Genomic DNA, 22479 nt, shown 5'->3' on the forward strand with positions numbered 1-22479 from the left:
CTAGAATCTAGTGGATTAGATTCCAAATCCTACTTTGCTGGGGCTAATTACTTAGGAAGTTTTACAAATATATTCTATGCTGATTTGGGTGTGAATTATGGTGTTAAGTTTAATGATAATATTGGATTAGATTCTATTCTTGGACTTAAATATGCACTAAATAATCCACAAGGAAAAGTTGAGATTCTAAATACAATCCAAAGCTACGATATTGGAGCAGATAGATTTATAGCTTACTTTGGACTTGGAGTAAACTATGCCGTAACTTCAAATATCGAACTAGGTCTAAACTATCTAGGCAACTTTGGAGATGAATCTATACAAAATAGTGGATTTTTTAATGTTAAAGTGGGGTGGTAAATGGAAATAGGAAATTCATAATGCGTGATATAGAATCTGTGGAATCTAGGATTCCACAATAAATCACCCGAATTTCCCAGCGATGTATTCCTTTGTTAGCTTTTCTTTTGGGTTTTCAAAAATCTTTTGTGTTTTATCGACCTCGATTAATTTTCCTAGATACATAAATGCCGTGTAGTCGCTTATTCTGTGGGCTTGCTGCATATTGTGCGTAACAATTATAATGCTAATTTTTTTCTTCAATTCCACCACCAGCTCCTCAATCGCCTGTGTGGAAATGGGGTCTAGTGCACTCGTAGGCTCGTCAAATAGCAATATCTCAGGCTCGATTGCAATCGCTCTTGCGATACAGAGCCTCTGCTGTTGTCCGCCGGATAGCGAATCGCCACTTACCTCAAGCCTATCTTTGACCTCATTCCATAGATTTGCCCCCTTTAGGGCAGATTCTATTCTGTGAGCCAACTCGCTCTTATTTTTTATACCCTTCAAACGCAGTCCATACGCTACATTATCAAAAATCGACATTGGAAATGGCGTGGGCTTTTGAAAAATCATACCGATTTTAGAGCGAAGCGTGATATTGTCAATCTTTTTTTTCAAAATATTTTTGCCATTAAATATTACTTCGCCCTCGTATTTCACGCCATCATAAAGGCTGTGAATCTTATTTAGACACCGCAAAAGCGTGCTTTTCCCGCAACCACTTGGACCAATGAGTGCCAAGACCTTATTATGCGGCACTTCCATACTAACCCCGCTAATACTCGGCTTTTTTGCGTTTGGATAGTAGAATGAGAGCTTTTTAATCTCTAGTGCATTTTTCATTTTTCCCCCCTTTTGCTTATATTTAAGATAATTTTGCTGGTGATATTTATGCTAAGAATGGTAAATGCCAAGATAAATGCCGCGGCAAAGCCCAGCTCCTGCCACTCTGGGTAGGGCGAAGTAGTGTATTGAAACATCGTAATTGTAAGTGATGGAAAAGGCTCATTTAGATTTAGGCTTAAGAATGAATTATTAAGCGAAGTGAAAAGTAGTGGTGCAGCCTCGCCCATAATGCGGGAAAATGCGAGTAAAACCCCAGTTAGGATTCCTAGTTTGGCACTTTTATAAACTATGCTAATGGTGGTTTTATATTTGGGTGCCCCAAGTGCCGCAGACGCCTCTCTAAGGGAATCTGGCACAAGGGAGAGCATATCATCGGTGGTTTTTAATATGATTGGAAACATAATAATACTAAGTGCAACTATCCCAGCCCAACCGCTAAAATGTCCGCTAGGGACGACGATTATGGCATATACGAAAGTGGCGATTATAATCGATGGTGCACTCATCATAATATCATTTACATTGCGGATAAAGGCTTTGATTTTGGCATTCTTAGCGTATTCTCTCAAGTATGTCCCGCCTAAGATTCCAAAAGGTGTGCCTATGAGAAATGCCCCAAGGCTAAGGATAACTTGCCCTATGATTGCATTTCTAAGACCGCCATTATCCCACGGAGAAGCCGTGTCGCTTATAAAAACATTTAGATTTAACGCTCCAATGCCCTTAAATACGATAATTCCCAAAATTGCAAGTAAGATGACAATGGCAATTAATGCGGCAATTAGGCAGATACTTAGGGCGATTTTGCTAATTATTTTTCGTGTATTTAATCTGTTTAGTTTATGTTGTGCATTCTTAGGCATTTTGAATCCTTTTTAAAAGAATTGCTTTTGATAGGTAAATTACAAGAAAGCTAATAGCAAATAATATCAATCCTAGGTAAAATAGGCTTGATTGGTGCAAGATTCCATCGGCTTCGGCAAATTCATTTGCTAGAGTGGCTGGGATATTGGTAGCGGGGCTTACAAGCGAGCTAATCTTATGCGAATTGCCGATTACAAAAGTAACAGCCATAGTCTCGCCCAACGCCCTACCAAGTGCCAAAATCACCCCACCAATCACGCCAACTTTCACATAGGGGATAATTACATCTTTGATAACTTCCCATTTTGTCGCCCCCAAGGCGTAGGCAGATTCCTTTAAAATATCGGGCGTTTGAGCCATACAATCACGCGTAATAGCACACATAAAGGGCAAAATCATAATGCTAAGCACAATCCCAGCACTTAGCACCCCAAGCCCGATTCCACCGCTAAAATAGCCAATTATAGGCACCACATAAAATAGCCCAAGCATTCCATAAATGATAGAAGGAATTGCAGCTAAAAGCTCAATGCAAGAGCCTAGAATCTGCTTGATTTTCTTAGGGCAGCTTTGGTCTAGGAAGATTCCAGCCCCAAGTGCAAGTGGAGTGGCGAGGAGCATTGCAATAAAAGTCCCTAGCAATGTGCCAACAATCGCACTCCCACCGCCAAAAATCTCCTTATTTGGAATCCAGCTCGTATCAATTATAAAGCCCAGCCCAAAGGCTTTTATAGCAGGTAACGCGTTTATAAAAAGCACGATTCCAATGCCAAGTAGCACCATAAAGCATACAAACGCCGAAAACTTCGTGGTATTTTTAAAGATAGATTCAAACATTTTAGCCCCTAAATATTGCAATTTTTAGAATTATAATGTTGGATAATTACAATTAAATTACAAAATAAATCTAATATTTATAGAATCTCTTAGAGGGCTTTAACTTTATATTCTATCGTTTAGATACTGCTTTCATAATTCTACTATTAAAATCTATCGATGAAAAATCCCACAAGATTCTGCAATATGAACTCATATGCTTTAAATCCTAGCTATAAATCTTAAATCTATACAGGCATAACCCCATAGTGTTGTAGTTTTGATTCCACATATGGAATATCTGCAATTAGATTACTAGCCCACCAAGTGCCGATATTGCCGTCCATATGGTCTGTATCCTTTGGATTGTCAATCTCGCAAACTATCGGTAGAAACTCCACGCCAAATATAGAATCTATTGGATATTCAGCCATATTTGAAGCCCTTAGAGCGATGGCTTTTGTGCCACTTTTCATATATCCATAATTCATTATAGAAGTTCCATCGATACTTAGTAAAACCTTTGCTCTGCTAAGGATATTTATCTTATCTTTGAAGCTAATTTCTTCCATATAAATAGTTTTAAAACCATATTTATTTTCTAAGAGATTGCGGAATTCCACTTCATTGCTTAGGAATCTTTTTGCACTTTTTGCCCTTGAAATGTAGATTCTCTCTCCTATATCCTTAAAATTTTCATCATAATAAAATTCCCTTAAAAACTTCATTGCACTAACTAAGTATTTTTTATTACATTTTACTTGTGTGGGGATAAATACATTATTTGCTTTTGAGAGCATTTTTTTAGGGATTTTAGCGTCATTTACGCAAATGATATTTTCTTGTCTTATGGCAAATGGGCAGTTTGGGTTATGCTCTTTTGTGAGGCTTAAAAGTGCTGGATAAATGTATTGGTTGAATTGCCAAGAATTTCGTATTGGAGCGATTATAATGAGATTATCAAAATCAATTTCTGGAGTTTCTAGCGTCGAGCTTTCCTTGTTCCCCCCCCCCATATGGATAATTTTTGATTTAGCATATAGAGCTTTTAAACAGGCTAATAATCTAGGGAATTCCTCAAAACTAAAATGCGAAAAGCAATCCCAATTTGGCGAATGATATAGAATCTTTGGCTTATTATTTTTTAGTTTTCTTTGCTCTCCACCAAAAAATAAGCTAAGCAGAATCTTAATAACTTGCTTACATTCTGCTGCATTTAATGGGATAAAAAATCGCTTCGATAGATTCTTGTAAAAATTATAGTTATGATTGACAAATCCGTGATTTCCAAATCCACCTGTATTTTCTTGGATTATTTTACCATTACTAAATGCCCCTCCGCTTGTCGTTACAATCTCAATATTATCAAAATGTAAAATATCAAAAGGGCTTAGTTTGAATTTCATATTTCTTGATAGCTTCACAGGCTCATTTGCCCTCCCGCGTGTATTTAATAATTTTGTATTTATATCTTGCAAACTGCTATGTTTGTTTTCATCCATTAGGCTTTTATATTCTTTGGAATCTTCATCTATTAGATTTGAGATATTAACCTCAAAATATTCTTGCATTTGCTCTCCTTATATTTATTTTGGCAAATTATATCCAATCCAAAAAGATATTTTTAATATTATTATCTTTAATGGCATTTCTTAATTTAGCGATTTTTGCTTCTCCGTCGTTGAAGTATCGTTCGTGCGTTTCACAGGCGATATAGTCGATTTTCTCATACAACTTTGTTTCTATGATTTTATCCATAATGTCAAACTCAGCACCCTCAACATCAATCTTTAAAAAATAGATTCTTTTATAAAATGGCAGAATCTCATTTTGCACATACTCCACCAAATCAACCACTTTCACCTCGCAATACTCATCATAAATTTCCTCATTATCCCCAGCGTTATCTATGCGATTGCCTTGCGAGAGAGTGCTATTTCTAAGGAATTTTGTCGTGCCGTTTTTATTGGAAACTGCCACTTTATTTAATAACACATTTGGATTATTTTTGTATTTAATTTCTAGGATTGAGTGGAGATATTCATTTGGTTCAAATAATGCCACTTTGCTACCACATTGTAGTAAAATATCAGTAACTAGCCCAGCATGAGCCCCGCAATCAATGCTTATAACCCCCCCCAATTTGAGAATCTGCTTTAAGATTATTAGAATCTATATTGTCAAATCTACTCTTAGTGATTGTTGGAAGTTTATAGAAAATATCAAAATATTGCGTTGGAATATGTGCGTTATGAAGTCGCAGTTCAAGCAATCCCAAGCCATTATCCGCTAGGGCATTTTGTAATAAATCCAAACGATTGGTATAATAGGCAAATTTATCGCGGATTCTTAAAATTGGATTTAGTCGCCTAAGATTATATAGCACCCTTTGGGAGAATAGAATCTTATTTTTATAATCGCCTTTTTGCTTTTTAATCTTTCTATTTATGTATTCCCAAAATGTTTCTTGTTGCATTTTCTACCTTTAAGTAAATTTAAACGCAAATTAAAGCATATAATTTCTTTAAAATATATTTATTTTCTTTGTTGCTCTATAAGTTTATGCCATAAAAGCAGCGTTTTACTATACCAATCATAGTATTTATCATTGCTATTTTTATTTGATTGTAGGTGTTTTTCTAATAGATTTATTCTAGAATCCACATTCATTTTTTGTGTTTCAAATGGGCTTGGACGAGTGTATAACACTTCGTTATTTTTCATAATGCTAAATATGTCTTTTTTGGCATTTGAATCTAGCGAGATAATTAATCTATTATGTTTTCTAAAAGTAGCCTTAAAGCCATATGTTTCATTGTGATGTTTATTAAATGATGATTTTTCTATTATTTCATATCCAAGATAGGCGCATAGGGCGATTAGGTGGATTCCAAAAAAGTTTATCGCTCCGCCACCATCTTTATCATTTCTTTTCCAAGTTTGTAGATTATTTTTATAATGATGTGCTTTAAACTGCCAATTTATAGATATTACGCTAGATTCTCTTGTTGCTAATTCTAGTATTTTAAACCAATTGCAATATATAAATAAATAGGCGATTCTAGCGTTTAGATTCGCATTAGCAAATAGCTTTGTTTGAATCTCCATTGCTTTTTGCGGGTTTGTGGCAAGTGGCTTTTCTAAAAAGATATTGTTGATGTTTTTAAATTGCAGAATCTTATCGATTAAAATCTCTTGTTTTAGTGGATTTGTGGCAATTACACAAGAATCTATTGTGCTTAAAATATATTCCAAATCATCGCTAAAATCTACCAAATCCGCCAAATCCCTTATATCATCTCGCTTTAGGATAATTTCCCTTGCTTTTAGTGGCAAGATAGTTTTATAGCTTTTGGCAATTGCTGGTAGATAGCCATATAGCCCAAATCCACTTCCAAAAATGCTAAAGATTTTCATCTAAAATATCTATGATTTTATCAATTTTGATATTATAAATCTTAGCATTTTGGGCTAGATACCGCCTTATTTCATCTTTGATATGCCAAGCGATATTTAAGATAATTTGATGATTTGTCTTAAAAAGTTCATTATCGCTTAATATGGGGATTCTAGTTCCCGGAGCATAAAATCCTATCTTTTTAGAATTTGGTTTTTCATAGATGGCGTTTATATGTTTTTCATTTAAGGAAAGCATTTGTAGGAGAATCGCCCCTCGACCCGGAAATGCCTTTGCACTTAATCTGCCATATTTTTCTATATATTTTAATAATTCTACGCTTTTATTTTCCTGCCAGATTTTTATATCTTTATCCATTTTGCTAAATTGATTTAAAAATTGACTTTCATTTATTTGTGAGGGATTTTGCGGAATATTTTTTTCTAGGTTGCCAATAAAGATTCGTATATTTCCGCCATATCGCTTTGGGAATTCTATTTTTTCTATGTTTTTACCCAGCCTTTTTGCTATAAATTCAAATGATTTTAAACTATAGGTTCTTGGGTGTTCGTGGTAAAAAGTATCAAATTGCAGATTCTTTAAAACTGCTCCTAAGTAGTGATTTTCAATGATGATTTTTGTATTTTCATTTGTAATTATTTTTAAGGATTCTATAAGTTGTCCTAAATCATCAATATGTGCAAACACATTTGTAAAAGTGATAAAATCAAATGTGATATTTTCTAGCTCCCTTGCGGTATTTATATCAAAATACTTATTTATAACCTTATGATTTTGCTTTGCCTCAAGTGCGGCTAAAGTTGGCTCTACGCCAAAAGTTAGCGCGTTTGCATTTTTAAAAAAATTCAAAAGACTTCCGTCATTACAGCCTATATCAAGCACCTTTTTCCCGCTTAAATTGCCATAGGATTCTATTACGCTATTTACTAGATTAGACATTCCATCTAGCACATCTTGCGTTTCTTTTGCCCTATAGTGATATTCTTTGGGGAATAATTCCTCTCGTGGAATTTGATATTTTTGATGAGCAGATAGGCAATTTGGGCAAAATAGTATTTCTATGGGATATGTTTTTGTGATTCTACTATCATTTATTTTTACTAAATCATCGCATAATGGGTGATTTCCTAGATTTAAAACGGGTATTAAATTATCATTATTACAAATTTCGCATTGTTTTATTATTTTCATTGTGATTCCTTTTTTTAGATTTGGTTGTTTTGTGATTGCGAGCATATAAAGCTAAAGAATGAAGATTGAAAATATGTATTATGAGCCAATAGAATGTTGAAATAAATAATTATGTTTTTGTGTTGAAAGAAATTATATGTATGAAGAGTATATAAAGTGTAGCAAATGAGATTTAGTCTGTAGCAAATATGCTCTAGTCTAGTCCCCCCCCCCATAAGGATTTTTTAAGATTTTCTAAAAGCTCGGCATTTTTAAGGAATGGAGCATTTTTATCTTTTGTAGAAATATCGCTAATTTCAAGCTTCCACTTGATATTTATCATTGAATCTAGCGGATTTATAATCGCTTCGGCGTTTTGATTATAAGATTCGCTAACAAGATATAAAACCTCTACATCATTGCTTAATGTTTGGAATCCATGTGCAAAACCCTCTGGAATATATAAATATCTATTATTTCGTTTGCTTAGAATCGTCCCAAAATATTGCAAAAATGTCGGCGAATCCGCTCGTAAATCTATCGCCACATCATAGATTTCACCCTTTAGAGTGCGAATTATTTTTATCTCGCTATGTGGCGGAAGCTGAAAGTGCATTCCGCGAAGTGAGCCTTTTTGCTTTGTAAATGAATGATTGATTTGACAAATAGGCTTATTTAGCCCGATTTCTCTAAAATCATCACTGCAAAAATATCGCTCAAAATAGCCTCTTGTATCTTTAATCTGCTTTGGGATTATGATATTTAGATTTTCTAGTGGGGTTTTTAGAAATGTAAAGCGTCCCATTTACGCCACCAAATCTAAAAATGGAGAATCTAGTAATTGTGAATCTAGGGCAGAATCTAGCGTAGAATCTAATATAAAATAGCGGAATCTTGGATTATAGAATCTAGAATCTACATTGGATTCTAGAAGTGTAGAGCATAGATTCTTAGAATCTAATGCAATGTAGTAGAATCTAGAATCTAGATTCCCCCCCCCATTTATGTTTTTGTTTATTAGATTCTTATCGCCAAATTTATTTACAAATTCATCGATATGTTGGGCGATATATGCGATTTTATGTTTATTTATACCCGGATACACACCAATCCAAAATCCATCATTCATAATCTTATTTGTTTGCTTAAGCTCCCCGCACACACGATAATCTATGCCCTCTATCAAGCTATCAAATGCTGGGTGAAGTAGCATATTTCCGCCAAAAAGATTCCTAGTTTGTATATTTTTAGATTCTAAAAATTCGGTGATTTGATTTCTGCTAAAGCCCACATTATCCCTTAAGATAAGTAGGAATCCAAACCAACTTGGAGTAGAATCTTTTGTTGCCTGTGGTAGATGAAAAATACCGCTTAAATGCTTTAGGGAATCTAATAAAAGGGAATGATTTTCTTGTCGTTTTTGAACGAAAGATTCTAGTTTTTCTAGCTGAGCTACGCCGATACTTGCTTGCATTTCGGTGGCTTTTAGATTGTATCCAAAATGTGAATATACATATTTATGGTCATATCCAAATGGAAGCCTCCCAAAACTCTGGGAAAATCTCGCTCCACAAGTATTATCCCTACCACCTTCACACCAACAATCTCGCCCCCAATCCCTAATGCTTAGAGCGATTTTCTTAAGTAGCGGATTATTCGTATATACCGCTCCTCCCTCGCCCATAGTAATGTGATGTGCTGGATAAAAGCTAGAAGTCCCAATATCACCAAATGTGCCTGTGAATCTACCATCATATTTCGCCCCCAAAGCATCGCAATTATCCTCGATAAGCCAGAGATTATATTTATTGCATAATTCTTTTATCGCTTTTAGATTAAAAGGATTCCCCAAAGTGTGAGCGATAAAAATCGCTTTTGTTTTAGGACTTATGGCGGATTTTAGGTTAGATTCTAGATTTTCAATATCGATATTTGCATTATCCAAGTCAATATCCACAAAAACGGGAATCGCACCAAATTGAATGATTGGTGAAATCGTAGTGGGAAATCCCGCAGAAACAGTTATAACCTCATCGCCCTTTTTTATCGCTCTATCTTTTAGAAGTGGCGAAGTTAACGTGGCAAATGCTAGGAGATTGGCACTTGAGCCGGAATTCACCAATAATGCAAAGCTAATTCCTAGATATTTGGCGAGTTTAGATTCAAACTCTGCGGCATATTTATGTGCAGTGAGCCAAAAATCAAGCGAAGAATCTACAAGATTTACCATCTCTTTTTCATCATAGATTCTACCAGCATAATTAATCCTATCGCCAGCTATAAAATCCTTATCTTGCATTGGTTTATGAGCTAGTTCATAATATTCTTTTACTTTTTGCAATATCTCAAGCTTTAGATGTTCCGCTTTCTCCATATCCTTATACCCCGATTTTGGCTTTATAATGTGGAATTATATAGTATTTTGTAGTAATTGTATAATTTTTTAATCCCAGATTCTAAATCCCTAAATTTAACATTTGGCAATATCGTTTTTAGCAGACTATTATCGCCCGTGTAGATTTTGCCCTCTTTGGAGATTCTATAATCCACATAATGTATTTTTTGAATCTTAATGGCAATTTCTTCCATACTATAGGCTTCATCTGGGGTTATATTTATAGATTTTTCGCTTGGAAAATTATCCAACAAAATCTCCAAAATATCGCATAAATCTTCTACATCTAAAAAGCTAAAAGTGCTATTTTCATTAATTTCTATTGGTTTATTACTAAGTGCACAGAAAAGACAATAGCTTATAAATCGCTTTTTTATTTCATATTTCCCAAAACAGCCAAAAAGATTCAAGCTAATAATATTATTAGAATCCATAATATCCCGCAAAATGTAGTATTTGCTAAGCCCATATTCATCTTTTGGGATAGATTTGCTAAAATCGCTTTCTTTGATTTTATGGAGATTCTGCATTCTATTATATTGTGCTCCTGAACCAAAGGAAATCATTTTCGTATCGCTACTCATTATATTTTTTAGATTCTCATACATTAGGATATTTTTTTGACAAATATTTGTTGTGTGTTGCGTTATGCCATAGCTTGCGGAGTGGATTATAAAATCGATATGTTTAATTTGCTTAAAGCTTTTTAGGGCATTGGAATTAGTTAAGTCTAATTCGCTACTACTTGGGGCGAAAATATGGTATTTATTTATAAAATATTCTTTGATATGTCGCCCGATAAAGCCATTTCCGCCAGTTAAAAATATGGTTTTCATAATTATAGATTTAATAAATATTGATATAGTTTTCGCTCTAAGGGCGGAAGTTGGTCGCAATTTGGCTTGTTAAATTCTAGCTTTGGAAATACATATGTATCAAAATCAAATATTACTTCGATAATGGCGGCTTTTGGGTAGGAAAATATATGTTTTTTAATATCTTGCTTTTTTATTATCTTAAAATATTTTAATCCATAGGCTTTTGTGATTTTTTTAAAATTTGGGGTAGAGTAGCCAGAATCTTTGGTTGTTGCAACATAGTTTTTATCAAAATAAATCTCTTGAAAATGTCGTATCATACCTAGCGATTTATTATTTATGATGATTATTTTAATGGGTAATTTTTCTTTTCGTATGAATTCTAATTCTTGGATATTCATTTGGAATCCACCATCTCCGCAAATACAATAGATTTTTGTATTTATAGAATCTTGGGAAATATTAGAATCTTTAGAGCCAAAATATGCCCCAATTGCCATAGGAAGTGAGCAACCCATCGCCCCAAATGATGATGAAAAAAGGATTCTTTGCTTATCTTTGATATTAAAGCATTGTGCCACCCAAACTTGATTTTGCCCTACATCTGTGGTTATTATCGCATTATTTGGGATATATTTGCTAATAGCATTTATAGCTTTTGTTTCAAATCTTGCGTCTTTATCTTTTAGTGTTTGTCTAATCTCTTTGCATATTTTTAGCCATTTATGCCACATATAATTTCTAGTTGTAAAATCGTTAGAATCTCTCAAACAAACCGCCAATTTATCGATAAAATCTCCGCAATCACTATGGATTTGTAATTCATTTTCTTTGATTTTATTGATAAATTCATTTTCATCTATATCAATTCGTATTAACTTTGCATTTGGGGCGAAATTCTCCTTTTTTGCACCAATTTGGCGAATATCAAGCCTTGAGCCGATACTTAGAATTACATCAGATTTATGTATGATAAAATTTGCCATTCTTAATCCATATGCACCTAAAAAGCCGAAATTTAGCGGGTGTTTTGTGGGAAGTAGGTCGATATTTGGCATTGAGAGAATGATGGGGATTTGCAATAATTCTAATAATTGTAAAAAATTATTTTTATATGGATTTACGCCCATTCCAGCGATAATACAAGGTCGCTTAGAATCCTTTAAAATCGCTAGAATCTCGCTAAAATCCATCTCTTTTTTACTAGTTATTTTGTATTCATATTGCCTTAGTGTGGATAAATCTATATTCTCTTTAAAAATATTCATAGGAATATCAAGCACCACAGCCCCACATCGCCCATTTTTGGCTATATGCAAACTTTTTTGTAATTCATAGAGAATCTCATTTTTATCGTTGATGTATGTTGCGTATTTTGTGCAGTTTTTAAGTAGCGGGATTATATCCATCTCTTGGAATCCCTTTTGCCTAATTGGCAGATTCCCCTTGCTCTCGTCTATATTTACATTTCCAGTTATAAATAAACAAGGAATTGAATCAAAATATGCATTTGCAATTCCCGTGATTAGATTTGTAGCACCCGGTCCGCTTGTAGCATAGGCAACACCGATATTTCTACTAGCTAGGCTATATCCACAAGCCGCAAAGCTAGAGCCTTGCTCGTGGTAATTTATATGATTTGTTATCTTATCCTTACGCTTATCTAGGGCATTTATAAGGTGGATAACCATTCCGCCCGGATAGCCAAAAATATCTTTTATACCATTTTGTATTAGAAATTCCACGATTAAATCTGCCACATTCATATCATTTGGCATAGAATCCCACTTCATACGGCAATCCTTAATGTGGAATCTGCTGTTTTTGCGTGGATATTATTGATTTGGTGGAATGTGTGGAATCTAGCGTGGAATCTAGATTTTTCGCGGAATGATGCTAAAAGTCTTATTTTATATTTTTGTGCCACCCCCCCCCATTTTCATCTATTAGCTTTTTAATCCCTATTTCAAAGCTTGTTTTTTCTTTCCAATTTGGCAATGTATCTCCTCCCTCAAATGGAATAAAATTTTCTCGCTCCATATATGGTTTTGCACCCCAACGAATATCTAGCTTTTTATTTGTGATTTTTTGGAAAATATCTGCTAATTCTCGCAATGTTTTTCGCTCTTTTGAATGTAGGGCAAATCTCTTGTTTTCCGCAAGATTCCTATATGGAGAATCTAGCAAGTCTATCAATACCTTAAATGCATCTATAATATCATCGATATAGATTAAATCTATAAGTTGCATTCCTCCGCTCATCTCTAAAATCTCACCTTCTTTCATATTTATCCAAATATTAAATATCTTATTTCTCGTGTCATTTGGTCCATAGGTATCATTTAGAAACATCGAAGTAAAGGTGATATTCGTAGTATTTGCGTAAAAATCAATAATGCTATTAAAAGCACTCTTACTTGCAGCATAGAGATTTAGCGGATTATTTGGCATATTTTTATAAAACTGCCAAAAAGTGCCGACATTTATAAACCATCCTTGAAATTCTATCATCGCTAATGCTTGACAAACCTCGCTCCCAAAGGTGATATTTGAATCGATTAGATTTTTTACATCATTTGCATTATGATTTTTAAGATACAAAGTAGCTAGATGGATAACGCCTAAAATATGCATTTTTGTGGCTAGAAAATCCGCTAGATTCTTAGTATCAATATAGCGGTAAATCTCGCAATCATCTAGATTCTCTACATTGGAATCTTGCCTAACAAGAGCGATAATTCTATATTTTTTATTTAATGCTTGAATTAGATTTTTGCCGATAAATCCACTTGCCCCTGTTATTACAATACTTTCAAGTGCAAATTTTGGTATTTGTGGATTAGCCAAAAAATCATCTAATCCATCAAATCCTAAATCTCGTTTTGAGATAATGAAATCCCCTATATTGTGATTTTTAGCGACTTTCTCCCAATTAAATCCAAAGCTATCATAGGCAATGCCACAATCGCAATTTTGACTATATCCGCTAGTTTGCATATAATGGACTTTTGTAGCATTTTCTAAGCTTAAAAAGCCGTGTGCAAAGCCTTTTGGGATATATAGGCAGGTGCTAGAATCCAAAACAATGCTAAAATATTGCCTAAATGTCGGCGAATCCACTCTTAAATCAACAACTACATCTAGGATTTTCCCACTTGATACAAATACAATTTTTGTATGCTCTTTTGGTGGAAGCTGAAAGTGCATTCCCCGCAAGACACCTTTTTTTGAAGTGGAATAATAAGATTCCATAAAATTAGAATCTAAATCATTTTGCTTGAAAAAATCGCTATTAAATTGCTTTATAAACTCGCCTCGCTCGTCCTTAAACACATCTAGTTTTAAAATAAATAAATGTTGAAATGCTGTTTTTAGTATCTCCATTAGGCGACCTTTTGGAGATAAGCTAGATTTTGCTTATCAAATTTAGTAGAAATTTGCGGGGAGATTCTAAATAATATTTTTGTAGCGATTTGCGGATAGATTCGTAGATAAGAATCTTGTGAAAATGTTGGGGAATTTTGATAATCTTGCGTAAAAATCCACAAATAAAAGAAAGAAATATTAGCAAATGCTATTTTATATTTTTGTGCTACCCCCCCCCTATTTACATTATTTATATAGTATAAAATAGTTTGTTTTATACCATCATCAATAGAAGTTTTTGGAATCCAGCCCATATTTTTCAAAGCTCTAATATCTGCTTTGATATTCATATTTTCAAACTCATTATATTCTTTTAGTCCAAATAGTAGATTTGCATTGCTTGGCTTTTTCATAATCTCATTATACATTATTAATATTTTTTCACAAAAATCCCTAAGTTTTATTTGTTTTCCACTGCCAATCTCAAATGTATCCATAGAATCTAGCGAATCTACATAGTAAATAATACTCTCAAATGCACTTATAACATCATCGATATACACAAAATCCCGCATCTGCTCACCTTTAGTAAGCTCGATATTTTTATCTTTCATTAGATTATTGATTAGATAGCAAATAAATTTATTTTCATCATCTTTTGGACCATACATATGCTCTATTTTGGCATTGATTATTTTTATTGTTTTAAAATATTTAAAATATTCGCTCAAATGCGATTTACTTAGGCAATACGGACTAGCAAGTGGATTTTGCAATGTATCACAATTGATAAATGTTTTTATACCTTGCTTTTGGGCGAATTCTAGAATCTGCAATGCAAATATTATATTTGCTTCTAGGATTTGGGATATACTCTCGCCATTTCGCCCGTAGTTTGTAGCTGTGTGGATTATATAATCGATTTTATATTTTTTTAGTAGCTCTAAATCATTTATGAATTGTATATTATTATTTTCACCATCGAATCGCCATAGATTTGAACCCAATCGTTTCAATCCCAAAATGCAATATTTGCTTTGCAATCTTAGTGCTAGATGGCTTCCTAAAAAACCGCTAATGCCCGTTATTAGAAGTGTTTTCACGCTGTATTTACCCTTTATTTTTTGACATTATATAGATTTTAGATTAAAAAGAATTTATTAGCGATTAACTTAATTTTTTATTAGCTTTTTAAATTGCGTTTTTATCTGCTTTAAAATCGCATAGATTCTTGGTGAAAATTGCTTAAGTTTCCATTTTAGATGTGATTTTAATATTGGGTATGCGTCTAAAATGGCGATTCTAGGGCAATATACGCAGAATCTATGGCTAAATTTTATATGTGGCAGAAGCTTTTTTAGGTCGCTTTTATTAAAATCCAAGTCTTTAGCGTAGCCCACAAATGGCAAATAATTCAAAAGAAGCGGGATAAAGCTTTTGCCTGAATCTAATAAAAACTCCTTTTTTAGCTGGTTTTCCATAGTGTTAGCTAGAGATATAAGAGAATTAATAATCAAATAATAGCTATTTAGCGAGTGTTTCATATGTGGAATTGAGAGCTCATTAACTATCGTTGTAGTTATAGAGCCAGAGCGAATGCGGTAGTTATAAATAATTCTATTAGCGATAAAAATATCGCTAGAGACCACAAAAGCATATTTGCTAAATAGCACATCTTCGTGGTAGATTTTGGGGATAAATTTAATATTATGATTTAGCAAAAAATCTGCATTATAGATATAGTTCCAAATAGCATTGCTAATATCCAAGTGCGAATCTCTTAGTAAAGCTAGTGTTTTATAATGCTGTTGCTTGTATTTTTGGGGCGATTTTATTGCTGGATTTATGTGCTTTATGCCATCAATATCGCTATAATATTTGCTAAAGGCGATAATTTCGACTTTGTTTTGGCTTAAAATTTGAGCTATATATTCCAGTGCGTAAGTTTCCAAATAATCATCGGAATCTAGGAAAACGATATAGGAATCTTGTGGGTTTTGGGAATCTGTGGAATCTATAGAATTATAGGAGTTTGGGGAATCTGCTGAGATTCTGGAATCTCGTGGCGATTTAGATTTAAGCTTGGAATCTTTGGAATCTAGTGTAGAATCTTGGGAAATATTAGAATCTTTAGAATCTCGTTTATTTTCTACCCCCCCCCATTTTTTTATTATTTGCAAATAATCTAGCCACATATTCTAGTCCCACATTCCTTGAACTAAAGCCATAATTTGCTTGATTTATAAGGGTAAATCTAGCGTCGTTTTTGGCATAGATTTTCGCTATTTCGCCACTTTTATCTGTGCTTCCGTCATTTATTAAAATTGCCTTAAAATTCCTATAGCTTTGATTTAGCACGGAATCCAAACATTGATTTAGGTATTTCTCTACATTATAAATGGGGACAATAATAAAAAATGTAGTTTTTTCTAATCCTTTTAAATCATTTTCCATTTTCGCCACCTTAAGCATATTTATCTAGTAATATAAATTAGATTCTACTATATTTGGATATTTAGAATAAAAGTTTCTCAAACCCGAATCCATTTCTTTGGCACAAATGCATCGATATTTTTACCAATTTTACCTAGATAATTTTCTGGTATGATGATAATCTTTGCCCTTGTGTTGAGATATGCTGCCCACCAACTAAAAGATGAATTTGCAGTGATTAAATAATGTGTATTTTGCATTAGCACCAAATCCTTATAGCTACTTGCCCCACGATTAAAGTCTATTATGTGAATTTGTATTTTATTTGAAATGTTATTTGTAGAATCTGTCAAATATGTAGTAGAAATTTCTATAGAATCTTGCGATCCCCCCCCCCATACATCTTTTAATAAAGCAATAAAATTATTTTTTATAAAATCTAAATCATCGCTAAAAATAAAAATATTTAGTTGTGTATTAACTTTTGATTTGATGTGCTTTAATGCTCTTTTGTAGTATTCTAGCCCAAGTGCAATCCCGCCTTGAAAACTTAGAAAATCTCCCCTTCGTATGTGGATTCCAAGTGATGGGTGAGATTTGATTTTGGAAAGTAGAAGTTGATTTTTAGAATCTAGTTTTTCTCGTGGCACAAACTCTTTTATTAATTCATCTCGCACAAAATCAAAATATTTTAAATCCATAAAATAACCAATATAAACCTCAAAAGGCACATTATTGATATTATTAAAATTATCATTATAATCATAGATTCGCAAGAATCCTAGCTTTAAGAGTATTTTACGCCAGATTCTACAAGCAATATTCCTAGTGTAAAACCATTTATTTTGCGGTGGATTGAGATTAAAAATCTTGCAAACCTCCTCGCCATTGTGCTGATTTTTACCAAATGTTTGATTTGTAATCACAAATACATCATTATATTTCGTCGCTAAACCCCTATAAAATGCATATTGAAACATTTGATTGCCCAGCCCTGAAAATAAAACAACACCTTTCATATGATTCCATACTCCTTTAGTTTGGATTCCAAATAATCTATATTGACTAATAAATCACTAAAAAACCAAGATTCTCCATTGTGATTTGGGATATATTTATCGACCTCGCAAACTATGCAAAAGAAATTTATCCCTGCGATACTTGCACTAAATTGATTAAACTCCTGCATATCGTAACATCTTAGGGCTATGCAATTAGAATCCTTTGGCATAAAAATCATTCCTGTTAGATTTGTCCCATCAATCCCAAGTAGGTTTTTTGTCCGCATTAGGATATTTATCCGCTCTTTGAAGCTCAAATCTTCCATACTCACTTCTTTAAAATTATATTTCGCTAGGAATGTTACCAAACTATCTTCGTTTGCAATTTTCCTGCGATTCGCCTTTTTGCGGGAGACATAGACATTTTCCCATTCCCATTTAAAATTCTCATCATAATAAAATTGTTTTAAGTGGTTTATCGCCTCTGTGATGTATGTTGGGTTGCATTTAATATGTGTTGGGATTAAAGCATTATGTAACTTTATAAATGGTGGAGAAAATAGCTTTGAGTATGTATTTGTGTAGATTCTCCTACTTTTATCGATATTTAGGCTTTCTAAGATAGGATTTATAAAGCTATCATAAAGTGCTTTTGTGTCAAACTCTCGCCTTTTTGGTGGGACTACGACATAGAAATCCATATTTTTTGCTTTTAATTCTTTAATCGCAAAATAAAGCCGCGGATAGCCCTCAAGGCAGAAATGTGTGAAGTTATCAAACCACGGGCAGAAAAATAGTATTTTTGGAGTGGAGGATTTTGCCCTTTTGGAATTATTACTAAAGGAATAGAAAATATTTTTTATCGCCCATTTTATGGAGTTTAGATTGAGTGTTGTTTTGGATTTTTTGAAGTTATTATAAGAATCTTCGAGTTGATTATTTAAGATTCCACATTCAAAGGAGGAAAGTGCCTCTTTTACTAGTTTATCATCTGTGAATACCCCCCCCCATTACTAACCCAAACATTTTCAAATTCTAATATCTTAAAATCTTCCAAAATAAATTCCATATCTCTAGCAATTTTTATCTTTTTTCGCTTATTTCCAAGTGTGTTGAATCCTACTAGATTCTGCATTTGAAAACTACCCAATTTCTTTTCATCTACTAAGCTTTTAAACTCGATAGAGTTATCTTTTATCTTGTCATTTATATGAACTCTTAGTGTTTCCATTATTTTCCTTTGTATTGATTTTAAGTGATTTTAGCAAAATTCTAATATAAATCTTAAATATTTGAATTTGTGCAGTGGAGCGATGAAATCCAAATCAGCAAAAGAATCCATAAAAATATTTTAGGATTCTTGCTTTTTATAGAATCTCCCATTTATTTAAAAAGTTTTATTTAAGCGAATCTTACTTGTAGATTATAAAATATTTTATAGATATTATTTATCCCAAATCGCCCACGGAGCTTTATTTTCCGCCCACATTTGACATAAATCATTCTTATCCCTAAGTGTATCCATACATTTCCAGAATCCATAATGCTTATAGCTGAATAATTCCCCATCTTTAGCTAGATTCTTAAGTGGCTCTTGCTCGAATATGCAAGAATCCTCATTGATATAATCAAATATCTTAGGCTCACATACGAAAAATCCCCCATTAATCCAACCCATATTGTATTGATTGCTATCGCCCTTTGGTTTTTCTATAAAGTTTAGCACCTTGCTATTTTCATCTATATTTAATGCCCCAAATCGCCCCTCAGGCTGGATACTAGTCATCGTTAGGGCTTTTTTGTGTTGCTTGTGGAATCTTAGAAGTTCACTAAGATTTATATCTGCCACACCATCGCCATAGGTTAGCATAAAGGTTTCGTTATTTACATAATCTTTTGCATATTTAATTCTTCCGCCTGTCATCGTATCTTGCCCCGTGTAGAGCATAGTAACTTTCCACGGCTCGTGCCTAGTGGCGTGAATATCAATGGAATTATGCTCCATATCCACGGTAATATCGCAATACCTAGTGTAATAATTGATAAAATAGTCTTTAATAACATGCGATTTATAGCCCGTTAGAATGATAAATTCATTAAATCCATAATGGCTATAGATTTTCATAATATGCCAAAGTATCGCCTTTCCGCCGATTTCTACCATTGGCTTTGGCTTTAAATCTGTCTCTTCGGCTAATCTCGTGCCAAACCCACCTGCTAAGATTAAAACTTTCATCTATATCCTTAAAAAATCTATTATTTATAAAAGTAAAATTTTATCGTATTTAAGAGTATTTAGAAATATCAAATTAGAATTTTAATAAACATTTTAGTTATAATATTTTCTGCCTTAAAATACTTTTGGGAGAGAGTTATTTAGGGCGTTCTATCCATATTATTTTTAAAGGGGAATAAATGAGAAATGTTGTTTTATGTCTAATTGCATTTTGTTTCATTTTCGCAAATGATAATCTTAAGCATTATCCTGCACCAAATACAGGTTGTCTCACCTGTCATAATGATATTGAGCCTATAAAGCCACATAATTCCCAAATGGCACAACAAATCTATATAATGAGTGAATCTTTTGGCGACCCAAATGGCTGTGTGCTATGCCACGGTGGGAATCCAAAAGAAACAAAAGACAAGCTAAAAGCACACTTAGGAGCACCATCTGGCAGTATGCTAAAGGAATTTACAGCAGTTCCGGGAGCTCTTAGTGAGATTGATAAAACTTGCGGTTTGTGCCATATGAATCAAGTTAGTTCTGTGCCAAAATCCATAATGAGCACAGATGCAGGAAAAATAAAGGTTATAACATTTGGTTGGGGTTTGGATACGCAAGATGATGTGCATAGATATGCTAATCATCACACTATTGATAGCGATGGAAACGAGCCAATTTATGGTAGCGAAATCTATAAAAAATATATGATTTCACTTATAGAACAACATAAAAATCAATTCGCCGATGAATTTAAGAAGATTCCACAAACTAATATGGAAAATCTAGCTAAGAATCCAAACACTGCTGCTTATGCGTATTTACGAAATTGCAATGCCTGTCATCTACACACTAAAGGCAAGCAGGTTAGAGGACATTATCGAGGTATGGGTTGCTCTGCTTGTCATATGCCATATGGGGTAGAGGGATTCTATGAGGGGGCAGATAAATCTATAGATAAGACAAAGCCCGGACATATCCTAGTTCATAGTATGCAAGGAGGTAGAAACTCGCCAGTAAATGTGAATGATGGAAGTTTTAGCGGGATAAATATATCTACTTGTAATGCTTGTCATAGTTCTGGGAGACGAGTGAGCCTCCAATATCAAGGTTTATTTCCAGTAGATAGAAGTGGACAATATATCCCATTTGATAGTAAAGGACATATGCAACAACCTAATGCAAGTTATCTTTATAAGCATATAAGAGAGGATGCACACTATAAAGCTGGAATGTTATGTCAAGATTGCCATACAACCGCAGATGTGCATGGAAATGGGAATCTAGGCGGAGTAGCACTTGGAAATATAGAAATAGAATGCCAAGATTGCCATGGGACACCTACCAAATATCCTTGGGAACTTCCTATTGGTGTGGGAGAGGATTTTGTAGATACAAGTAAAATCTCCAATAAATCATTAAAAGATTTTCTATCAAAAGCTCTTTCTCAAGCTAGAGGATTGTCAAATATAAATGAGGAAGAGGCACAAAACTTTGGCTCTAATTATGATAAAAAAGATGGATTCCTACTCTCAGCTCGTGGAAATCCGCTAAATAATGTAGTAAAAGATGGCGATAAAGTCATACTTCATAGTGCTAGTGGTAAGGATTTAATTGTTCCAATTCTAAAAGATATTGAAAAAAATAATACTTGGAAAAATCCAAAAGGTCGCCTTGCTATGAGTGCTGTAATATCTCATATAGATAAGATGGAGTGCTACACTTGTCATTCCACTTGGGCTTCAAGCTATTATGGATATGATTATAAGCTTGATTTTAGCAATAAATCGCAAATGATTGATTGGATAGAATCCTCAGAATCTATCGATAAAAATGGTAAAACAGCAGATGCCACAAAAAAATATATAATGCAAAAAGGTTCTATAGAGGGCGATTATAGCCACGCAAGATGGGAAGAGCCAATGCTTGGTATAAATGGCGAGGGAAAGGTAACTCCGCTTGTGGGAGTGATACAAACTGTAGGAACTGTTGTAGATGAGAAAGGAAATGTTATCTTACAAAATAATGTCGCAAAAACTAAAGATGGCTTATTGGCAATTGATATGCAGCCGATGAATCCACATACTTCTAGTCTAGAGGCGAGAGATTGTGCTGAGTGTCATTTGAATAATAAAGTAATGGGCTTTGGATTCTATGGTGGAAATCCACAAAAAGAGGTTTTTATAGATATAAAGGATAGCAATGGAAAGGTATTAACAAAGCATAATAATGTCCAAATTGCCCCCATTAAAAATATTACAAATGGAAGTTTTATGCAGATTCTCGATGAAAATGGTAAGCAAATAATGAGTGTAGACCCGCATTTTGCAACTCCCGGAGCATTGAGTAAGGAGCAGATTAATACATTAAAAGATGAACAATATATGCAAAAAGCAAATGAAATGCTAGAGAAAATAGACAAATAAAGCCATCTAAATGTAGGTAGCTAGAATCCTTTGGAATATATTTTGCTTTATAGGCTTAAATATTCCAAAAGGATTTTTATGCAGATTAACCCACATATATACAATAAACCACTACAAACAATAGATAAAAATGCTAATGATATAAAGCTAAGAGAGCAAACAGATTCTTTTGAAGCCTTGATTCTAAAAACATTGCTTGACACTTCGCTAAATATGGATAACCCACTTTATCCAAAAGAAGTTGGGAGCGAAATCTATCAATCTATGTATAAAGATAGCATATCGCAAAGCCTAAGTGGCTCATTTGGATATAGTGATTTATTATTTAATTATTTAAAAGAATTACAAAAAGAGAGTTAA

Annotated in this window: 23 protein-coding genes and 1 pseudogene; 3 read left to right on the top strand and 21 right to left on the bottom strand. The window is 33.6% G+C overall.

Annotation, left to right across the window (positions count from 1 at the left end; translation table 11 throughout):
* A partial coding sequence (locus tag CCY99_RS04660; protein WP_146744940.1) for an autotransporter outer membrane beta-barrel domain-containing protein occupies nt 1-360 on the top strand: 360 nt, incomplete at its 5' end.
* A 63-nt stretch (nt 361-423) separates the two neighbouring features.
* Here CCY99_RS04660 and pstB read toward each other — a convergent pair.
* The 21 genes and pseudogenes from pstB to rfbF form a co-directional block, all read right to left on the bottom strand.
* A complete protein-coding gene (gene pstB, locus CCY99_RS04665) occupies nt 424-1185 on the bottom strand; it encodes a phosphate ABC transporter ATP-binding protein PstB (RefSeq protein WP_112060255.1) in 762 nt (253 codons plus the stop codon).
* On the bottom strand, nt 1182-2051 hold the full coding sequence (pstA, locus tag CCY99_RS04670) for a phosphate ABC transporter permease PstA (RefSeq protein ID WP_112060256.1): 870 nt from the start codon (nt 2049-2051) through the stop codon (nt 1182-1184). Before pstA ends, pstB begins: the two co-directional genes overlap by 4 nt.
* Nucleotides 2044-2889, bottom strand: a complete 846-nt coding sequence (pstC, locus tag CCY99_RS04675) for a phosphate ABC transporter permease subunit PstC (RefSeq protein WP_112060257.1) — start codon at nt 2887-2889, stop codon at nt 2044-2046. Before pstC ends, pstA begins: the two co-directional genes overlap by 8 nt.
* A gap of 227 nt (nt 2890-3116) precedes the next feature.
* On the bottom strand, nt 3117-4439 hold the full coding sequence (locus tag CCY99_RS04680) for a glycosyltransferase family 61 protein (protein ID WP_112060258.1): 1323 nt from the start codon (nt 4437-4439) through the stop codon (nt 3117-3119).
* A gap of 28 nt (nt 4440-4467) precedes the next feature.
* A complete protein-coding gene (locus CCY99_RS04685) occupies nt 4468-5010 on the bottom strand; it encodes an FkbM family methyltransferase (protein WP_181646843.1) in 543 nt (180 codons plus the stop codon).
* On the bottom strand, nt 4988-5344 hold the full coding sequence (locus tag CCY99_RS04690; RefSeq protein WP_112060260.1) for a hypothetical protein: 357 nt from the start codon (nt 5342-5344) through the stop codon (nt 4988-4990). The genes CCY99_RS04685 and CCY99_RS04690 overlap by 23 nt, the downstream gene beginning before the upstream one ends.
* A 59-nt stretch (nt 5345-5403) precedes the next feature.
* The gene (locus tag CCY99_RS04695) at nt 5404-6285 is read right to left on the bottom strand and encodes a Gfo/Idh/MocA family oxidoreductase (protein ID WP_112060261.1); all 882 of its coding nucleotides are present in this window, start codon (nt 6283-6285) and stop codon (nt 5404-5406) included.
* Nucleotides 6272-7477: a class I SAM-dependent methyltransferase gene (locus CCY99_RS04700; RefSeq protein ID WP_112060262.1), complete on the bottom strand. Its 1206-nt coding sequence runs from the start codon at nt 7475-7477 to the stop codon at nt 6272-6274. Before CCY99_RS04700 ends, CCY99_RS04695 begins: the two co-directional genes overlap by 14 nt.
* Before the next feature lie 193 nt (nt 7478-7670).
* A complete protein-coding gene (gene rfbC / locus CCY99_RS04705; RefSeq protein WP_112060263.1) occupies nt 7671-8261 on the bottom strand; it encodes a dTDP-4-dehydrorhamnose 3,5-epimerase in 591 nt (196 codons plus the stop codon).
* Nucleotides 8262-8495: 234 nt separating this feature from the next.
* Nucleotides 8496-9830: pseudogene (gene rfbH / locus CCY99_RS04710) on the bottom strand (lipopolysaccharide biosynthesis protein RfbH); the annotation flags it as partial.
* Nucleotides 9831-9853: 23 nt separating this feature from the next.
* Entirely contained in the window at nt 9854-10687 is an 834-nt protein-coding gene (locus tag CCY99_RS04715) for an NAD(P)-dependent oxidoreductase (RefSeq protein WP_112060265.1), read from the bottom strand.
* Between the two features lie 2 nt (nt 10688-10689).
* Entirely contained in the window at nt 10690-12462 is a 1773-nt protein-coding gene (locus tag CCY99_RS04720) for a thiamine pyrophosphate-binding protein (RefSeq protein ID WP_220092239.1), read from the bottom strand.
* Nucleotides 12459-12596 carry a hypothetical protein gene (locus tag CCY99_RS09550; RefSeq protein ID WP_181646844.1) on the bottom strand — a complete coding sequence of 46 codons (138 nt, stop codon included), beginning with the start codon at nt 12594-12596 and terminating at the stop codon, nt 12459-12461. Before CCY99_RS09550 ends, CCY99_RS04720 begins: the two co-directional genes overlap by 4 nt.
* Nucleotides 12575-14053 (bottom strand): dTDP-4-dehydrorhamnose 3,5-epimerase family protein, encoded by a 1479-nt coding sequence (locus tag CCY99_RS09895; protein WP_258443461.1) that lies wholly within the window; start codon nt 14051-14053, stop codon nt 12575-12577. The genes CCY99_RS09550 and CCY99_RS09895 overlap by 22 nt, the downstream gene beginning before the upstream one ends.
* Nucleotides 14053-15138 (bottom strand): NAD(P)-dependent oxidoreductase, encoded by a 1086-nt coding sequence (locus tag CCY99_RS04735; RefSeq protein ID WP_181646845.1) that lies wholly within the window; start codon nt 15136-15138, stop codon nt 14053-14055. The genes CCY99_RS09895 and CCY99_RS04735 overlap by 1 nt, the downstream gene beginning before the upstream one ends.
* A gap of 69 nt (nt 15139-15207) precedes the next feature.
* On the bottom strand, nt 15208-16230 hold the full coding sequence (locus CCY99_RS04740; RefSeq protein WP_112060267.1) for a hypothetical protein: 1023 nt from the start codon (nt 16228-16230) through the stop codon (nt 15208-15210).
* The gene (locus CCY99_RS04745) at nt 16178-16489 is read right to left on the bottom strand and encodes a glycosyltransferase (RefSeq protein WP_112060268.1); all 312 of its coding nucleotides are present in this window, start codon (nt 16487-16489) and stop codon (nt 16178-16180) included. The genes CCY99_RS04740 and CCY99_RS04745 overlap by 53 nt, the downstream gene beginning before the upstream one ends.
* A 77-nt stretch (nt 16490-16566) precedes the next feature.
* Complete coding sequence (locus tag CCY99_RS04750) at nt 16567-17487, bottom strand: alpha-1,2-fucosyltransferase (RefSeq protein WP_112060269.1); 921 nt, start codon at nt 17485-17487, stop codon at nt 16567-16569.
* Complete coding sequence (locus tag CCY99_RS04755) at nt 17484-18416, bottom strand: glycosyltransferase family 61 protein (RefSeq protein WP_112060270.1); 933 nt, start codon at nt 18414-18416, stop codon at nt 17484-17486. Before CCY99_RS04755 ends, CCY99_RS04750 begins: the two co-directional genes overlap by 4 nt.
* Before the next feature lie 32 nt (nt 18417-18448).
* Nucleotides 18449-18700 (bottom strand): hypothetical protein, encoded by a 252-nt coding sequence (locus CCY99_RS04760; protein ID WP_112060271.1) that lies wholly within the window; start codon nt 18698-18700, stop codon nt 18449-18451.
* A 213-nt stretch (nt 18701-18913) separates the two neighbouring features.
* Nucleotides 18914-19705 (bottom strand): glucose-1-phosphate cytidylyltransferase, encoded by a 792-nt coding sequence (gene rfbF / locus CCY99_RS04765; RefSeq protein WP_112060272.1) that lies wholly within the window; start codon nt 19703-19705, stop codon nt 18914-18916.
* Nucleotides 19706-19884: 179 nt separating this feature from the next.
* On the opposite strand from rfbF, the gene CCY99_RS04770 reads away from it, so the two are divergent.
* On the top strand, nt 19885-22119 hold the full coding sequence (locus CCY99_RS04770; protein WP_112060273.1) for a hypothetical protein: 2235 nt from the start codon (nt 19885-19887) through the stop codon (nt 22117-22119).
* Between the two features lie 78 nt (nt 22120-22197).
* Entirely contained in the window at nt 22198-22479 is a 282-nt protein-coding gene (locus CCY99_RS04775; RefSeq protein WP_112060274.1) for a hypothetical protein, read from the top strand.

Origin of the sequence: Helicobacter sp. 16-1353 (genome assembly GCF_003288815.1) — a bacterium.
Classification (GTDB): domain Bacteria; phylum Campylobacterota; class Campylobacteria; order Campylobacterales; family Helicobacteraceae; genus NHYM01.

What these genes read in the sequence shown, in the direction of transcription:
- CCY99_RS04720 (WP_220092239.1), bottom strand. Translation starts at nt 12,462, where the DNA reads ATGAAGTGGGATTCTATGCCAAATGATATGAATGTGGCAGATTTAATC.
- pstC (WP_112060257.1), bottom strand. Translation starts at nt 2,889, where the DNA reads ATGTTTGAATCTATCTTTAAAAATACCACGAAGTTTTCGGCGTTTGTA.
- CCY99_RS04695 (WP_112060261.1), bottom strand. Translation starts at nt 6,285, where the DNA reads ATGAAAATCTTTAGCATTTTTGGAAGTGGATTTGGGCTATATGGCTAT.
- rfbF (WP_112060272.1), bottom strand. Translation starts at nt 19,705, where the DNA reads ATGAAAGTTTTAATCTTAGCAGGTGGGTTTGGCACGAGATTAGCCGAA.
- CCY99_RS04760 (WP_112060271.1), bottom strand. Translation starts at nt 18,700, where the DNA reads ATGGAAACACTAAGAGTTCATATAAATGACAAGATAAAAGATAACTCT.
- CCY99_RS04770 (WP_112060273.1), top strand. Translation starts at nt 19,885, where the DNA reads ATGAGAAATGTTGTTTTATGTCTAATTGCATTTTGTTTCATTTTCGCA.
- CCY99_RS09895 (WP_258443461.1), bottom strand. Translation starts at nt 14,053, where the DNA reads ATGGAGATACTAAAAACAGCATTTCAACATTTATTTATTTTAAAACTA.
- rfbC (WP_112060263.1), bottom strand. Translation starts at nt 8,261, where the DNA reads ATGGGACGCTTTACATTTCTAAAAACCCCACTAGAAAATCTAAATATC.
- pstA (WP_112060256.1), bottom strand. Translation starts at nt 2,051, where the DNA reads ATGCCTAAGAATGCACAACATAAACTAAACAGATTAAATACACGAAAA.
- CCY99_RS04745 (WP_112060268.1), bottom strand. Translation starts at nt 16,489, where the DNA reads ATGGAAAATGATTTAAAAGGATTAGAAAAAACTACATTTTTTATTATT.
- CCY99_RS04740 (WP_112060267.1), bottom strand. Translation starts at nt 16,230, where the DNA reads ATGTGGCTAGATTATTTGCAAATAATAAAAAAATGGGGGGGGGTAGAA.
- CCY99_RS04750 (WP_112060269.1), bottom strand. Translation starts at nt 17,487, where the DNA reads ATGAAAGGTGTTGTTTTATTTTCAGGGCTGGGCAATCAAATGTTTCAA.
- pstB (WP_112060255.1), bottom strand. Translation starts at nt 1,185, where the DNA reads ATGAAAAATGCACTAGAGATTAAAAAGCTCTCATTCTACTATCCAAAC.
- CCY99_RS04700 (WP_112060262.1), bottom strand. Translation starts at nt 7,477, where the DNA reads ATGAAAATAATAAAACAATGCGAAATTTGTAATAATGATAATTTAATA.
- CCY99_RS04690 (WP_112060260.1), bottom strand. Translation starts at nt 5,344, where the DNA reads ATGCAACAAGAAACATTTTGGGAATACATAAATAGAAAGATTAAAAAG.
- CCY99_RS04715 (WP_112060265.1), bottom strand. Translation starts at nt 10,687, where the DNA reads ATGAAAACCATATTTTTAACTGGCGGAAATGGCTTTATCGGGCGACAT.
- CCY99_RS04775 (WP_112060274.1), top strand. Translation starts at nt 22,198, where the DNA reads ATGCAGATTAACCCACATATATACAATAAACCACTACAAACAATAGAT.
- CCY99_RS04680 (WP_112060258.1), bottom strand. Translation starts at nt 4,439, where the DNA reads ATGCAAGAATATTTTGAGGTTAATATCTCAAATCTAATAGATGAAGAT.